Here is a 15,420-nt window from a genome sequence, read left to right on the forward strand (position 1 = left end):
TAGTTCAAAATAAGGCGCCGTTAGGCGCCTTATTTATTTGTGTATTAATTGAAGCAAACCCCGTTATATGGCAAAATCTGCCTCTTAATTTATGTGTATTAACCTAGTGCACATTCAATGTCATGGGAAAGCCCGATACAATGAACATGAACGCTAAATTTTTCGTTCTAAAGCAACAAGATGAGTCTAAAGCCCAGGCTGATGATCATTTTGCTTTGGCTGCACAAATAGCGGCCGATCAGTATCGTAATGGGCAACGTGTATTTATTTGTGTAAACGATAACGATACAGCCTGTGCCATTGATGAAATTATTTGGGCATTCGACCCAGACAGTTTTGTACCACACAATTTACAAGGTGAAGGCCCTAAAGGCGGAGCCCCTGTTGAAATTGGTATTACGCCACCTGTTGGCAACCGAAAAGTTTTAATAAACTTGGCCACTCAGCTACCTGATTACATTCGCCGATTTAACCAAGTTTTTGATTTTGTCCCCGTAGAACCTGTTGCTAAACAAGCAGCCCGCGAGCGTTTTAAAAAGCTACGCCAACTCGGTGCCAATCTCACCACGCAAGATATTAATAGCTAGCCACTCAGGCAAACTAACCAACTAATTTAAGTACTTATTTAAGGTTCTGTGTAATGGATAAAACCTACAATCCGCAAGATATTGAACAGTCTCTATATCAAGACTGGGAACAAAAAGGCTACTTTAAGCCATCTGGCCAAGGCGTACCGTATTCTATTATGATCCCGCCGCCAAATGTCACGGGTAGCTTACACATGGGCCACGCTTTCCAAGATACAATAATGGATACCCTTACGCGTTTTAAACGTATGCAAGGTAACAACACATTATGGCAAGTAGGTACTGACCACGCAGGTATTGCAACGCAAATGTTGGTTGAGCGTAAACTGCACGCTGAAGAAGGTAAAACTCGCCACGATTTAGGCCGTGAAGATTTTATTAATAAAATCTGGGAGTGGAAAAACGAATCGGGCGGCATAATCACTAAACAGCTTCGTCGTCTTGGCGCATCAGTTGATTGGGACCGTGAACGTTTTACGATGGACGATGGTTTATCTGAAGCGGTTAAAGAGGTATTTGTTCGCCTTCATAAAGAAAACCTAATTTACCGTGGTAAACGCCTAGTAAACTGGGATCCAAAATTACACACTGCTATTTCTGATCTTGAAGTTGAAAACAAAGACAAACAAGGCCACATGTGGAACTTACGTTACCCACTAGCCGATGGCGTTAAAACACAAGACGGTAAAGACTACATTGTAGTCGCAACTACGCGCCCAGAAACCATGTTGGGCGACTCAGGTGTTGCAGTAAACCCAGATGACGAGCGCTACACAGATTTAATTGGTAAAGACATTTTATTACCTATCGTTAATCGCCGTATCACCATTGTTGCTGATGAACACGCAGATAAAGATAAAGGCACAGGTTGTGTAAAAATAACCCCAGCTCACGACTTTAACGATAACGAAGTTGGCAAGCGTCACAAAATGCCAATGATCAATATTTTCGATAAAGACGCCGCTATTTTAACGCAAGGTGAAACTTACACCTTTGATGGCAAAGAGCTTGAGCTTGATGCGCCAATTCCAGCGCGTTTTCATGGGCTTGATCGTTTTGCAGCGCGTAAAGCGATTGTGGCTGAATTTGAAGAGCTTGGCCTACTTGAAAAAATTGAAGATCACGGCCTAACTGTTCCTTACGGCGACCGCTCAGGTGTGGTAATTGAGCCACTACTTACCGACCAATGGTATGTACGTGTTGCGCCACTTGCAGAACCTGCTAAAGATGCAGTTAAAAACGGCGACATTCAATTTGTGCCTAAGCAATACGAAAACATGTACTTTTCGTGGATGAACGACGTACAAGATTGGTGTATATCACGTCAACTTTGGTGGGGTCACCGTATTCCAGCTTGGTACGACAGCGAAGGCAACGTATACGTTGGCCGCGACGAAGCGGAAGTACGCCGCGATAACAACATTGCAGATAGCGTAGCACTTAGCCAAGACGAAGACGTACTTGATACATGGTTCTCATCTGCACTTTGGACATTCTCAACGCAAGGCTGGCCAGAAAACACCGATGATTTAAAAACCTTCCACCCGTCTGACGTGTTAGTAACGGGTTTTGATATTATTTTCTTCTGGGTTGCGCGCATGATCATGATGACGCTGCACTTTATTAAAGATGAAAACGGTAAACCACAAGTGCCGTTTAAAACAGTGTATGTGACTGGCCTAATACGTGACGACAACGGCGATAAAATGTCTAAGTCAAAAGGTAACGTACTTGATCCGCTAGACATGATTGACGGCATTGAGCTTGAAGACTTAGTGCAAAAGCGTACTGGCAACATGATGCAGCCAAAACTTGCCGCTAAAATTGAAAAAGACACGCGCAAGGTATTTGCAAATGGTATTGAAGCACACGGTACCGATGCGCTTCGCTTTACCCTTGCAGCAATGGCATCTACCGGTCGAGATATCAACTGGGATATGAACCGCCTTGAAGGTTACCGTAACTTCTGTAATAAACTATGGAACGCGAGCCGTTACGTATTAATGAACACAGAAGAGCAAGACTGTGGTTTTGCAAACGATGCACAAAAAGAGTACTCGTTAGCTGATCGTTGGATTTTAGGCCAATATGAAGCCACCGTTAAAACCTACACTGAGCACCTTGATAACTACCGCTTCGATTTAGCTGCAAACACGCTTTACGAATTCACATGGAACCAGTTCTGTGATTGGTACTTAGAGCTAACTAAGCCTGTATTATTTAAAGGCAATGAAGCACAGCAGCGCGGTACACGTAATACACTCATTACAGTACTAGAAAGCCTACTACGTTTAATGCACCCAATGATGCCATACATCACAGAAACGATTTGGCAACGCGTTGCACCACTTGCAGGGCTTGAAACAGCGGGCACTAGCATTATGGTACAAGGCTTCCCTGTTTATAATGAAGCAAGCGTTGATGCCAAAGCGATGGAAGACTTAGAGTGGGTTAAGCAATTCATTTTAGCTATTCGTAATATTCGTGGTGAAATGGATATTAGCCCAAGCAAGCCACTGAGCGTATTACTTGCCAATGCATCGAGCGAAGATGTGCGCCGTATTGAAGAAAATAAATCGTTCTTGGCATCATTGGCTAAGCTTGAAGAGTTTACAATGCTTGAAAACAAAGACGACGCACCAGCGTGTGCAACCTCTTATGTTGGCAACCTTGAAATTATGATCCCAATGGCGGGCTTAATTGATGTTGAAGCAGAGCTTGCACGTATCAACAAGCAACTCGAAAAAGCAGAAAAAGGCCTAGCGCAAGTGCAAAACAAACTCGCTAACGAAAAGTTTGTAAACAATGCACCAGAAGCTGTTCTTGCAAAAGAAAACGCTAAGTTAGCTGAATTCACCGATGCTAAAACTAAGCTGCTTGAGCAAAAAACGAAGATTGAAAGCTTATAATTTTAGCCACCTGCTAAAGCAATTTAGCAGGTATTAAAAAGCCGCTCACTTTAATTAAAGTGAGCGGCTTTTTTTGTGCCTAATGATTAAGCTAAAGGCACTTCTACATTAAAACGTGTAGTTGTACTGCGCGCCAATAAGCGTAGCATGACCTTTAGATTCAAAAGACCACTGCGAGCCTAAGTTATCTTTTTCAGTGTAGTTTTGTGTTTTACCACGAATAATACTCACGCCTAAATCAACGTTTGAGTTTTTATCGATGATGTAGTTACCACCAAAAGAGAACCAAAAGCGGTCAGTGTCTGGAATCGAGATTGATAAATGCTGTTGTGATACAGGCGACTCGTCAAACGCAATACCTGCACGTAACAATAGGTTTTCGTTGTACTGGTAGTCAGTACCTACTGAGTAACGAAGTGCATCAGAGAAATCTTCTGTTTTTTCAAATGCGCTAAACTTATCACCCGTTGGTGCTGTTACTTGTGCTTCCAATGAATCAAAGCTGCTCCAGCCAGTCCACAATACGCTGTAGTGCAAGCCTAATTTTTCGTCTAACTGATGTGAACCAGAAAACTCAGCAATAGCAGGTAGCGTTATTTCAACCGAACCAGGAAGTTCAAGCTGTCCGTCTAATCCACCAGGAATAAATGCAGAAGGAAGCTCGTTTGAGTATTCACCTTCAAACGTGATGTCAGTTTCTGTACGGTAGTTAAAACCAAAACGGCTGTTTTCGTCTAATTGGTACATTAAACCAACATTTAAGCCGTAACCAATATCATCACCTTCAAGGTTTACTGCATCTGTTGAAGCGGGGATTGGTAAAGCTGAAGCACCAAACTTGCGAATAATTTTAGCTTCTGCATAAATTGCATTTAAGCCAATACCAAAGCTGAACTGTTCGCTTACTTTATAGGCAACGCTTGCGTTCATATTTACGGTTACAATTTCTGTTTCGCCCGCAATTTGACCTGCCGCGTAGTCGTCATCAAATTTTGTTGCTAAACCAAAGTTAGCAAATGCGCCAAAACCAACTGATACTCTGTCGTTTACTGGCATAGTGAAATAAGTTGCTGGAATAACGGCGCTAGGCGCAATGCTGTCGTCATCTAATGCATTCGGGTCGATGCCATTGTTTGTACCAGTGCCTTCAAGGCTAACATCTGGAACAACGGCTATAGCAGCAACACTTAGTTGCTTATCTTTAAATAAAGTCATTAAAGCAGGGTTACGTGCAACAACAGACGCGTCGTCTGCGATAGATGCTTCACCAGCATAAGCACGGCCTAAACCTGATGCGTTTTGCTCAGCTAATTGAAACGCAGCTGCAAAAGAGTCAGCTGAAACAAATGCAAGCGAGGCTGCGATAAGCGTTTTAGAAAATTTCATTGTTGTGTCCTTAACCAAACTCACTGTTTGGGTAGCTATGTGTGTTGTTACTTATATTCAAAACTCGGCTACACTACATTAATTTTTAGAAAAAAACTTCATGATCACACCAAAAACACCTAAAAAACACGTTTTTTAACTACATTTTAACAACTATTTAAAACTCATCGGACAAGAAATATGTTATTAGAGCAATTACTCTAAATGTAATTAATTATCATTTAGATTGACATGGATTACGCCGCATTTTAAACTCTTTTTAAAATAACCAACGGGTTAAAACTGTGCTGATTGTACTAATTATGGTGGGTCTCATTTTTTGTGGAGCCAGTGTATTTTTCTTTTATAAGGCAAATTACTGCGCGTGCACACAGGCCGGACAATGCGACAACCCTGTTAATCGTTACTGGCTAGGCGCTATGTTAAATGCTGTTGTATCGCTCATATTTTGCTGCACAGCTTTACATGTAGAGCTTGGCACTTTGTTGTGGTTGGTACTAATGGGAAGTTGTTTTTTAGGCGCGTTTATATCAGCTCAGGCAAACCAAAAGCGACAATGTATTAAGGCTAAACGAGAAGATGATCTTTTAACAAACGAGATAAGTTGATTTGATAATCCATGGGCTTTACACTCGCTAAAATTTTAAGCTCTTGGTTGTCGGTACTCAAATCTATATCTTTAGGCGTTACGTGATGATTATGCTTTGCATTATAAAATAATTTAACTTTTGGCTTAATAGGGTTTTGGGTATTTCCCTCTAACACGATTGCTAAACGCTCGTTAGTTAATTTAACAATACTTCCCACAGGGTGGACACCTAAACACTTTATAAAGCGCTGCACTAACTCAGCATCAAATAACTTGTTACTAGCCAATAAGTAACGTAGTGCATTAATAGGCTCATCGCCTTCTTTGTATAGCTTATCAGCGGTCATCGCATCATATACATCAACAATAGCCATAATACGCGCAGCACGACTGAGCTTTTGATCACTTACACCTCTGGGGTAACCTGAGCCATCTAATCGCTCATGATGATTTACTATCATGTCTAACATGAGTGGCGTTACACCCTCTTCCTCTTTTGCTAATATCAGCCCTTGAGATACATGCTTTTTTACCGCGCTCATTTCAAATTCGGTCAGCTTAGAGGGTTTTGATAGTATACCTTGTGGTATTTTAGCTTGGCCTAAATCATGGAGTAATGCGCCCATTGCCAATTGTTGAACAACCCCTTGCTTGTAACCTAAGTACTTAGCAAACACGGCGGTAAAAATGGCACAATTGATCATATGTCGCCAGTTGTAATTGTGCTTGTCTTTTACGCGCGTAAGTATGGTCATAGCGTTGGTATTTCGAAAAACGGAGCTAACTATCTCACCGGCTATTTCATCAAGTACTTTTACATTAACGGCCATGCCTGCGGTTATATCTCCATATAGCGACTTTAATTTTTTACTATGGCGCTCGTAACCTTCACTGGCTGCAGCAAACTCTTGCTCAAGCGTTATACTTGCAGGTGTATTTACGAGTTTTGATTTATCCTTGGCAGGCTTTGCCTTTGTTTGATCACTTAGTTTTGTAGACGCTAAATTTTTATTTTTTTCAGGGGACTTGGAAGTTGGCTTGTACTTAGCGGGGATGGCTACATCGCCTTTAGTAAAATCAATTAATAGCTCAAGCACGCCTTCTGTCGCTAAACGTTTTATAATTGATTTTTCACGAACCAAACCACTGGTTTTAATTTTTATTCCATTAACACCTTCATGTTGCTTAGTTACGCTATCGACATACATGCCGGGAACAAGTTCAGTGATAGGTAGAGTAATAAGCATAAAGGTATTTAAAATAGGTAATTAAACACCATTGATAGCATTTTACACCTGTACAAGTCTAACATTTGTTTCATTTACGTTAATAAATGACTATAAAGGATTGCTTATCACTCACTTAAAAAAGTACATTTAAATAAATTTACCACGCTATTAATTAGGTGGCTTTAATCTAGTTGCTCGAAGCTAATTATTTTAATAGTTCCTCTATTGGCTGTGGTTTATGTACAGCATAACCCTGCGCGTAATCTACGCCCATTTCTAATAGAGTTTGCTTAATTTGTGAAGTTTCGACAAACTCAGCAATAGTTTTCATACCCATAACGTGGCCAATCTCATTTATTGATTTCACCATTGCATGATCAATCGGATCAACCTCAATATCTTTTACAAAAATCCCATCTATTTTAAGATAATCAACTTTGAGGTTCTTCAAATATCCAAATGATGATAAACCACTTCCAAAGTCATCTAGTGCAAAACGGCACCCTAACACTTTTAATTGGGTGATAAACTTACTGGCAAGTTCAAGGTTCGAAATGGCAGCTGTTTCGGTTATTTCAAAACAAATCTTTTCACTATGTTCACCCAGTAGTTTGAGTTGCTCTGTAACAAATTTTAAAAAGTCCTCATTAGTAAGTGACTGTCCTGAAAGGTTAATAGACAAAAAGTTAACCCCTTTGAGAAAATCGACGTTATTTAGAATCATTCTAAATGCGTTTTCAATCATCCAACTATCTACTTTAACAATCAGTTGGTAGCGCTCTGCAGGAGGTAAAAAAGCACCCGGAGGAATTATACCTCCCTGATCATCGACCATGCGTAATAGCAATTCATAATGTTTATTTTTATCGCAAGCGAGTGGCTCAATTAATTGTGCGTATATTTTAAAGCGGTTTTCATCTATTGCATCTTGGACTCTATTTACCCACTGCATTTCGCCTTGGCGTACTGCTAGCTCTTCGTCATCATCATAATGAACATGAATTCTATTTCGTCCCTTCTCCTTTGCTATATAACAAGCAACATCAGCTAACTTTAGCACCTCTGTAAAATCCACATATTTATCAGTAATTTGAATCAACCCCATGCTTACACCTATACGAAAGCTGCGACCTTCCCAAACAAATCTATAATCCTCAATTTCTTTTTGAATTAGGCTAGTTACACGATGGGCGTTATCAAATGAGCAGTTTTCCATCAATACAGCAAACTCATCCCCCCCGAGGCGTGCTACCACATCTGTTTTTCTTACTACTTTTTGCAATAAAGAACCGAGCTGACGAAGTAATTCATCGCCAGCTAAATGACCACAGGTGTCATTCACTACTTTAAATTGATCAAGGTCCATATAACATAAAGCATGATCAACTCGTTTTTCAGCAGCAACTGACAATAAAAGCTCAACGCGACGCTTAAACTCTCTTCTATTTGCTAAACCAGTGAGTGAATCATGAGATGATTGGTAGCTGAGTTTTTCTTCTGATTTTTTTCTTGCTGTAATATCTACATGAGTGCCCACTAAACGAGTAATTTCACCTTCCTCACTTTCAACAACAAAAGCACGAGACAAAATATTTACATAGCTACCATTTTTATGGCGCATTCTAAACTCAGCCTCATAGTGCTTAGTTTTAGATTCCATAAACGAATGGATTTTAGCAACTGCTGGAGCTAGATCGTCAGGGTGAACAAGCCTTTCCCATGTAGCAAAACTATTTGTAAGCTCGTCTTCTTTATACCCCAACATCGATTTCCATCGCGGTGAGTAATACATTTTTTCATTAGCAATATCCCAATCCCAAAGTCCATCATTAGCGCCCTTCATGGCTAAACTTAACCGTTCTGTGTTTGCTGAGGCTTTTTGTTTTTCGAGTATGAGATCGTTTTTTTGCTGTTCTAAAGAAAGGGTTAATTCAGTAATGATATTAGATAGCTCACGTATTTGGCCATTTTCATACTCAAGTTCAGTAATATCATAAAAAATATTTAATATGATACCGGTATCCCCATTTTTTAAAGGAACGGCACTGCCAAGTACAGTACGTTTACGCCCATCTTTACACTGTATAGTTAGCTGCATTGGCTCAAAACGAGTATTCATTTTTTTTGAATCGATTAATTTTTTGTGCCATAAGCTCATCACACAGTCGCGATAATGGCTATTAGGAAGTACTTTGCCCCACCATTCATCTAATGTGGGTATATCGCTTACTCCATAACCAAACATATTAACAAACGTATCATTAGCATGGACAATAGTGTTATGAGCGTCATTCAATACAAATGGGACAGGGGAAGAGTTAAATATATGTATAAATAAATCATTACAACAGGCGTTTTTTTCTAGCTCAGATATTTTGGCATCTGCCTTTGCCAGATCAAATTTAAGCTGCTCAATACTATCCATTCACTGTGTTTCCCAAAAGTACGAATGTATTAATACACCTTTGTTCTGTTGATGTATTTGAATAACACAAACACAACACACCAATGGCGTAATTAGATATCTATCATAATCAAAACAATAGGCAGTAAAGTCTATTTAAGCAAGATGGTTAATACTTAGAAAAGGAGTGAAACGCAGGTAAGGTGTTGGGCATAGTTAAATCAAATGGCGCTCTCGGTAGGGATCGAACCTACAACTCAGCCTCCGGAGGGCCACGTGATATCCATTTCACCACGAGAGCACATTTGCTGCCGCCACATCAACTCGCGATATCAATGTGTTAGCATGCGCTAATGATAAAGCCATCTTTACACAAATGCTAGCGACATTAGTTTATATGATTACTAATTAGGCACTTTTGAATAAAACATGTGACTATTTTATAAAAACGCGTTATTTATTAATATTCGATAAAAATAGTTACGCTTTAGCAACATTTTAACTATCATTGTCACAGTAATGAAAATATTTAAAAGAGGAATTAATAATGAGTTTGATGTCTACGGAGCAAGTTGCAGAGTTTTTAGGTGTAAAAGAGGAGCGCGTAAAACGTCTTGCACGTGAAAGTTTATTAATCGCTAAGTCAGAAGATGAAAACGGCGAACCGCAGTTTGATGCAGATGAAGTAGCAAAATATAAAGAATTAGCAGCGCGTTTTGGTGGCCTTTAAAAGCCACATGCTGCAATAAGTTTTAGCAGCTGCGCGCGTAATTTTTTTGCTGGAGCTCTTATGTCGCGCTGCTCATACCAACCAATACTTAAAACCAAAAACAACAGCTTATAACAATTAAGCTTATCGCTTGATGTTACAAACCCTACCTGTTTATCTTTATATTTAGCGTAACTATTTAATAACGCATCATCATTATTTTTATTTAGCTCAAAGCTAACACTTAGCGCCGCTAAATCAAAATACACGTCGTTAGTTTTAGCGTACTCAAAATCAATTAAGTAGCTGCCTGACTCATTCACTATTAAATTATCTTTTATTAAATCGTTGTGGCAAAAACCAAGCTCGATAGGCATGGTCGTAATAAAGTTAACCGCTGCACTAATTAGCTGCTGATGCTCCAAATACACTGGTGAACATTTATAACAGCTTAGCTCTTGGGCTATGTTCATTGGCTCAGTGCTAGCCGAGTAAGCATGGACAGTGACAAGCTTTTTAATCACGTCGTCGATTGATAGACTCTTTGCGGTACTACCGTCAAAGTAATTAAACACAGCCAGTTGATTTTGTTTATCAAGCCATACAGGCGAAGGACATATATTTGACGCACTCAGGCGACGCTGTGCCTCTAAGGCATATTCTGGCCAATGGTCTTTGTAACGCTTTAATAAATACTTCTCTTGAGTCGTATTTATTAACACATTTTCGTTACTTAAACCTTGTGATAAAGGCACGCATGAAATAACGCTACTTGGCGCTATAAACGCACGGCATTTGTTTATAAGTGCATTGTAATCACTCATAAATTAAAGCTGTGCGAGTGGCTTAGCTTGGCTTTGCTCGTATTCTTCATACCAGGTTTTAAATCCCCACCCTGCCATAATGGTGTAAAACACAAAAAGCGCTAATGTTGGGTAGTAGCCTTTTTCGTAATATAAATACATAGACGCTGCGTCTATGACTATCCAATACAACCAGTTTTCAAGGATTTTTTTGGCAACTAAGTAAGTCGTCACAACGGCAAAACAGGTTGTAAAGCTATCGAGGTAGGCGAAATCAGCATGCGTATAGTTAGTCATAAAATACCCAATGCCTGTTGCCGCAATAGAGGTAAGTATAATTAAGAGCGCATGGCGTTCCATAGACCAAGAACTAATACTCAGGTTGTTATTATTAGCTTTGCCTTTTCGCCACACAACCCAGCCAAATACAGCCATATACATGTAATAAAAGTTGAGTAATGACTCCATTAGCAATGCGCCATTCCAATACATAATAGTATAAATTAGCGTACTAAAAAACGCAGCAGGCCAGCACCACAGGCTTTCTTTTATCGCCAACAATAAATAAGCAATTGATAACACAACCGCAATATATTCCCAATGCGACATGGCAGTAAAACCGCTTAACGTTTTTGTTATAAATTCCATAGTGTGCTGTTACCGTTAAATTGTGGCGAAAAAACTACTGAGGCGATAAATCGCCAGACAAAAACTTACACACAAAAATAGCTTTGCCAAACTCTTCGTATGAACGTTTAATTTCGGTATTGAGTACTTGCATCACTAAATCATAATCGCCAAAAATTTGCGTCGATAATGTATTAGTAATCACTTTTAAACCATCGTATTCGTTTAATCGATCAATAAAGCCTTTGATAAAAGGAATGTAATCTTGATGAAGTGGGTACTTACTAATCTCTACTGATAATTTCATTATTAACCCTATGGTTTGAGTGCCTAGTTATATCGTGTCATTCAATGCTAGAGCCGCTACTAAATACAGTGTAAAATCGCTTTAATACTCAATTACAATGAGCGTAATATGGCACGCAGAATAACCTATAAATTTAAAAACCAACCACGCGAAATAAATTTTGCTAAAGATAAATACCACGACATGTATCAAGCAATTGCTGCTGCCGAAGGCATTGATTTAACGAATTACTTAAGCATGGTACAGCAAATAGAAATGACCTCTAAAGGGTCAGCTTCTGTTCGTAACTTTCGTGATCAAGAATTTGCCCGCATGGGCTTTAGTGATATTTACTTTATTAAAGAGTAATTATCACTATTTAATTATGGCTGATACTCATAACTTACACGCGGTGTAATATTACACAAAAGCTCGTAAGGAATGGTATCGGCGCACTGTGCTATTTCTTCTACTGGTAGCTCTGGGCCCCACATTGTGACTCTGTCGCCTACTTTTATGTTGTGCTCGTTTTGGCCTATGTCTACGCTAATCATATCCATTGCCACACTACCTACAATACCATAGCGCTGCTTGCTAATAACCACTGGTGTACCCTCTTTTGCATGTCGCGGGTAACCGTCACCATATCCCATAGCAACCACAGCTAACTGAGTCGCTTTATCGCTTTTCCAACGCCCACCATATCCTACGGCCTCGTTAGCTGGAACATGGCGCACTGCTATAACACGTGTCGTTAAACGCATAACGGGTTTAAGCTGGTGCTGCTCACCCAATGCGTTTGCCATAGGTGATACCCCATATAGCATTAAACCAGGACGCACCCAATCGCCATGAGCATTCGGCCAAGCAATAATGCCTGCCGAGTTAGATAAGCAATGTGCTTGGTTAATATTATTTACTAGGCAGTCAAACTGTGAAATTTGCTGTGCTGTCTTGGTGTTATTTACATCGTCCGCGCATGCAAAGTGGGTCATTAAATTAACGGTGTTATTGGCATTGGGTGTTTTTTGCAGGCGCTTATAAAATTCATCAAACTGCTCTGGGGCAATACCCAGGCGATGCATGCCGGTATTTACTTTAAGCCAGCACAATAAAGGCGCTTCAAGCTCAGCCTCTTCCAAAGCGGCAAGCTGATACTCATCATGAATAATAGTTTGAAAGTTATTGGCCAATAAAATAGGTAAATCGTCTTTATTAAAAAAGCCTTCAAGTAACACAATCGGTTTTGTTAACCCGCCAGCTCGAAGCGCTAAAGCTTCATCTATACGTGCTACTGCAAATGCGTCTGCATCATTTAAATGTTGTGCAATTTTAACCAAGCCATGGCCATAAGCATTGGCTTTTAATACCGCCATAACTTTACTGTTTGGTGCAAAACGCTTTACCTGCGCTAAATTATGCGCAAGTGCCGTTAAATTAATTTCAGCAGTAGCTAAGCGCATTAATACTCGTCATCCATCGCAGGACCTGCGTAGTTATCAAAGCGAGAAAACTGCCCTTGGAACGTCAAGCGCACCTTACCAATTGGACCATTACGCTGTTTACCTATGATGATTTCGGCGATGCCTTTTTCAGTACTGTCTTCGTTGTAGACTTCATCACGGTATATAAACATGATTAAATCGGCATCCTGCTCTATCGAGCCAGATTCACGTAAATCTGAGTTAATTGGGCGTTTATCAGCACGTTGCTCAAGCGTACGGTTTAGCTGCGAAAGCGCAACAACCGGACATTTTAATTCTTTTGCTAGTGACTTAAGAGAGCGTGAAATCTCTGCAATTTCAAGGGTTCTGTTATCCGATAAGCTCGGCACACGCATAAGCTGAAGGTAATCAACCATGATCATACTGATACCACCATGATCGCGCGCAATACGACGTGCACGTGAGCGAACATCGGTAGGTGTTAACCCTGATGCATCATCAACGTACATTTTACCTTTTTCCATCAACAAGCCCATGGTTGATGAAAGACGCGCCCAATCATCATCGTCTAGCTGACCAGTACGTACCTTGGTTTGGTTAATACGACCAAGTGATGCCAGCATCCTCATCATGATTTGCTCAGAGGGCATCTCTAATGAGTAAATAAGCACAGGCTTGTCTTGTGTCATTGCTGCATGTTCTGCAAGGTTCATCGCAAAGGTGGTTTTACCCATTGAAGGACGTGCTGCAACAATAATTAAATCTGAAGGCTGTAAACCTGTGGTCATTTTATCTAAGTCAGCATAGCCGGTACTTACGCCTGTTACACCATCTTGCGGAGATTGGTATAGCTCTTCTATTTTATCAACAGTTTTTTCGAGTATGTTGTGTATGCTTTGCGGGCCTTCGGTGCTTTTTGAACGCTGCTCAGCAATTTTAAATACTTTACTCTCGGCAAAATCTAATAAGTCATGGCTTGTGCGCCCTTCGGTATTAAAACCGGCCTCGGCTATTTCATTTGCTACACCAATCATTTCACGCACAACCGCACGCTCTCGCACAATATTAGCGTATGCATCGATATTAGCGGCACTCGGTGTATTTTTGGCTATTTCGGCTAAGTAAGCAAAACCACCAATTCCTGCCAGTTTATTATTTTTTTCAAGGCTTTCAGAAATCGTAATTAAATCGATTGGATCACCCAACTCTGCAAGCTCTGTCATTGCTTCAAAAATAAGCTTGTGCGTACGAGTATAAAAATCTTGAGATACAACAAGTTCGGCTACGCGGTCATATGCTTGGTTATCAAGCATTAAGCCACCTAAAACAGATTGTTCAGCTTCTATTGAATGGGGAGGAACTTTAAGGGTATCGACTTGCTTATCTGGTTTGGCCATAACTTCACAGTACTAAAATTGAATGGCTCTATTCTATCGACTTGCCGGGGTTGTGCAAATAGCAAAGCAGGAAATCTTTTCCTGCTTTTTGTAACTCAAAAGTTTACGATTTACTTTTTAAGCTCAATACGGCCACTTATAGTATCCATTTCAACGTCTGCATTGCCGCCATTAATAACAAACTCAAGCTCACTGGCTGGGCCATATTTGGCTTTTTTTACTTTGTCATCGCTAAGCTCATTAATAATTTTGCCATTGGCATGGGCTTCAATCTCAAATTTAGCCGATACATTAGTAGGGAAGAAAAACTCTGCATCGCCACTTACTGATTCGAAACGTACATCTGCACTGTCTAGCAACTCACCAATACTAACTTCAGCTTCACCATTTACAGTGTTTATACGTAGGTTTTTGATGCTAGCCAGCTTAAAGTTTATGTCACCGTTCACATTTTCAAGACGAACATCGCTCGCGCTTGATGACGACTTAATATCACCATTTACAGCGCTAAAGCGTAACTCACCACTAGACTGTTCATCATTTATTTCGCCATTTACCGTTTCAAATTGAATATTACCGCTCAGGCTTTGTGCATTCACATCACCGTTAACGCTGGTTAGCTTAATATTACCTGCTAAATTTTGTGCGGTAATTTCACCATTAACCACATTTACTTCTGCACCATTTTTAAGTGCTTTAGCTATTACCGATACATTAACACCACGAAAGTCTAATGCGCTGCTATGCGGCATAAAAATAGTTAGTTTAGAGCCATCGCCATTACTGCCCCAGCCCATTTTACGTGGCATTTTCACAACAAAATATGTATTGTCGCCTCTTGTTTCGAGCTCAAAACCTTCTGCCTTATCGTCAAGCTCGCCCACTACTTTAAACTCGCTTTTATCCCAACCAGCAATACTTACATCACCACGCTGATTCTCAATAAAAACAGTACCCTCTTTTGGCACCTCTATTTGTTTATCAATTTTTTCTCCTGCAAGTACAGCAAGTGGAAATAAGCTTAATCCTAGTAAAATTGCTTTCATGTT

The 15,420-nt window shown here is 40.1% G+C and carries 14 protein-coding genes and 1 tRNA gene; 5 read left to right on the top strand and 10 right to left on the bottom strand.

Going from position 1 to position 15,420, the window contains the following annotated elements; genetic code table 11:
- Window positions 1–140: 140 nt before the first annotated feature.
- Window positions 141–587, top strand: coding sequence for a DNA polymerase III subunit chi (locus AC27JL_RS10885; RefSeq protein WP_006793705.1), 447 nt, complete (start codon window positions 141–143; stop codon window positions 585–587).
- A 53-nt stretch (window positions 588–640) separates the two neighbouring features.
- Entirely contained in the window at window positions 641–3,496 is a 2,856-nt protein-coding gene (locus tag AC27JL_RS10890) for a valine--tRNA ligase (RefSeq protein ID WP_487195620.1), read from the top strand.
- A gap of 108 nt (window positions 3,497–3,604) precedes the next feature.
- Here the strand turns inward: AC27JL_RS10890 and AC27JL_RS10895 are convergent, their stop codons facing one another.
- On the bottom strand, window positions 3,605–4,882 hold the full coding sequence (locus AC27JL_RS10895) for an outer membrane protein transport protein (RefSeq protein WP_039038442.1): 1,278 nt from the start codon (window positions 4,880–4,882) through the stop codon (window positions 3,605–3,607).
- Between the two features lie 284 nt (window positions 4,883–5,166).
- On the opposite strand from AC27JL_RS10895, the gene AC27JL_RS10900 reads away from it, so the two are divergent.
- Window positions 5,167–5,490, top strand: coding sequence for a hypothetical protein (locus AC27JL_RS10900; RefSeq protein WP_082014454.1), 324 nt, complete (start codon window positions 5,167–5,169; stop codon window positions 5,488–5,490).
- On the opposite strand, the gene AC27JL_RS10905 is transcribed toward AC27JL_RS10900, so the two are convergent.
- The 3 genes from AC27JL_RS10905 to AC27JL_RS10915 form a co-directional block, all read right to left on the bottom strand.
- Complete coding sequence (locus AC27JL_RS10905) at window positions 5,450–6,718, bottom strand: cyclic di-GMP phosphodiesterase (RefSeq protein WP_138740813.1); 1,269 nt, start codon at window positions 6,716–6,718, stop codon at window positions 5,450–5,452. The genes AC27JL_RS10900 and AC27JL_RS10905 overlap by 41 nt on opposite strands.
- A gap of 187 nt (window positions 6,719–6,905) precedes the next feature.
- On the bottom strand, window positions 6,906–9,125 hold the full coding sequence (locus AC27JL_RS10910) for an EAL domain-containing protein (protein ID WP_487195621.1): 2,220 nt from the start codon (window positions 9,123–9,125) through the stop codon (window positions 6,906–6,908).
- Between the two features lie 205 nt (window positions 9,126–9,330).
- Window positions 9,331–9,405: transfer RNA gene (locus AC27JL_RS10915), tRNA-Arg, on the bottom strand.
- A gap of 246 nt (window positions 9,406–9,651) precedes the next feature.
- On the opposite strand from AC27JL_RS10915, the gene AC27JL_RS10920 reads away from it, so the two are divergent.
- Window positions 9,652–9,834: a hypothetical protein gene (locus AC27JL_RS10920; RefSeq protein WP_006793710.1), complete on the top strand. Its 183-nt coding sequence runs from the start codon at window positions 9,652–9,654 to the stop codon at window positions 9,832–9,834.
- On the opposite strand, the gene AC27JL_RS10925 is transcribed toward AC27JL_RS10920, so the two are convergent.
- From AC27JL_RS10925 to AC27JL_RS10935, 3 genes are read right to left on the bottom strand one after another with little or no spacing between them, the layout of a single operon-like run.
- Window positions 9,831–10,637, bottom strand: coding sequence for a phosphotransferase (locus AC27JL_RS10925; RefSeq protein WP_487195622.1), 807 nt, complete (start codon window positions 10,635–10,637; stop codon window positions 9,831–9,833). The genes AC27JL_RS10920 and AC27JL_RS10925 overlap by 4 nt on opposite strands.
- A gap of 3 nt (window positions 10,638–10,640) precedes the next feature.
- Window positions 10,641–11,264, bottom strand: a complete 624-nt coding sequence (gene pnuC / locus AC27JL_RS10930) for a nicotinamide riboside transporter PnuC (protein ID WP_008131932.1) — start codon at window positions 11,262–11,264, stop codon at window positions 10,641–10,643.
- A gap of 34 nt (window positions 11,265–11,298) precedes the next feature.
- A complete protein-coding gene (locus tag AC27JL_RS10935) occupies window positions 11,299–11,550 on the bottom strand; it encodes a YkoF family thiamine/hydroxymethylpyrimidine-binding protein (protein WP_006793713.1) in 252 nt (83 codons plus the stop codon).
- Between the two features lie 108 nt (window positions 11,551–11,658).
- Between AC27JL_RS10935 and AC27JL_RS10940 the strand changes: the two genes are divergently transcribed.
- Entirely contained in the window at window positions 11,659–11,898 is a 240-nt protein-coding gene (locus AC27JL_RS10940) for a DUF2960 domain-containing protein (RefSeq protein ID WP_006793714.1), read from the top strand.
- 14 nt (window positions 11,899–11,912) lie between these two features.
- On the opposite strand, the gene alr is transcribed toward AC27JL_RS10940, so the two are convergent.
- The 3 genes from alr to AC27JL_RS10955 form a co-directional block, all read right to left on the bottom strand.
- Complete coding sequence (gene alr, locus AC27JL_RS10945; protein WP_487195623.1) at window positions 11,913–12,992, bottom strand: alanine racemase; 1,080 nt, start codon at window positions 12,990–12,992, stop codon at window positions 11,913–11,915.
- Window positions 12,992–14,371, bottom strand: a complete 1,380-nt coding sequence (gene dnaB, locus AC27JL_RS10950) for a replicative DNA helicase (RefSeq protein WP_006793716.1) — start codon at window positions 14,369–14,371, stop codon at window positions 12,992–12,994. The genes alr and dnaB overlap by 1 nt, the downstream gene beginning before the upstream one ends.
- A 110-nt stretch (window positions 14,372–14,481) precedes the next feature.
- Window positions 14,482–15,417, bottom strand: a complete 936-nt coding sequence (locus tag AC27JL_RS10955; protein ID WP_487195624.1) for a DUF4097 family beta strand repeat-containing protein — start codon at window positions 15,415–15,417, stop codon at window positions 14,482–14,484.
- Window positions 15,418–15,420: the final 3 nt, after the last annotated feature.

The sequence above is a fragment of the Pseudoalteromonas sp. 4NS20-0020 genome (assembly GCF_057554385.1).

Bases quoted from the DNA above. Each gene is read 5' to 3' on its own strand.
- AC27JL_RS10885 (WP_006793705.1), top strand. From the start codon at position 141: ATGAACATGAACGCTAAATTTTTCGTTCTAAAGCAACAAGATGAGTCT.
- AC27JL_RS10890 (WP_487195620.1), top strand. From the start codon at position 641: ATGGATAAAACCTACAATCCGCAAGATATTGAACAGTCTCTATATCAA.
- AC27JL_RS10895 (WP_039038442.1), bottom strand. From the start codon at position 4,882: ATGAAATTTTCTAAAACGCTTATCGCAGCCTCGCTTGCATTTGTTTCA.
- AC27JL_RS10905 (WP_138740813.1), bottom strand. From the start codon at position 6,718: ATGCTTATTACTCTACCTATCACTGAACTTGTTCCCGGCATGTATGTC.
- AC27JL_RS10910 (WP_487195621.1), bottom strand. From the start codon at position 9,125: ATGGATAGTATTGAGCAGCTTAAATTTGATCTGGCAAAGGCAGATGCC.
- AC27JL_RS10920 (WP_006793710.1), top strand. From the start codon at position 9,652: ATGAGTTTGATGTCTACGGAGCAAGTTGCAGAGTTTTTAGGTGTAAAA.
- AC27JL_RS10925 (WP_487195622.1), bottom strand. From the start codon at position 10,637: ATGAGTGATTACAATGCACTTATAAACAAATGCCGTGCGTTTATAGCG.
- pnuC (WP_008131932.1), bottom strand. From the start codon at position 11,264: ATGGAATTTATAACAAAAACGTTAAGCGGTTTTACTGCCATGTCGCAT.
- AC27JL_RS10935 (WP_006793713.1), bottom strand. From the start codon at position 11,550: ATGAAATTATCAGTAGAGATTAGTAAGTACCCACTTCATCAAGATTAC.
- AC27JL_RS10940 (WP_006793714.1), top strand. From the start codon at position 11,659: ATGGCACGCAGAATAACCTATAAATTTAAAAACCAACCACGCGAAATA.
- alr (WP_487195623.1), bottom strand. From the start codon at position 12,992: ATGCGCTTAGCTACTGCTGAAATTAATTTAACGGCACTTGCGCATAAT.
- dnaB (WP_006793716.1), bottom strand. From the start codon at position 14,371: ATGGCCAAACCAGATAAGCAAGTCGATACCCTTAAAGTTCCTCCCCAT.
- AC27JL_RS10955 (WP_487195624.1), bottom strand. From the start codon at position 15,417: ATGAAAGCAATTTTACTAGGATTAAGCTTATTTCCACTTGCTGTACTT.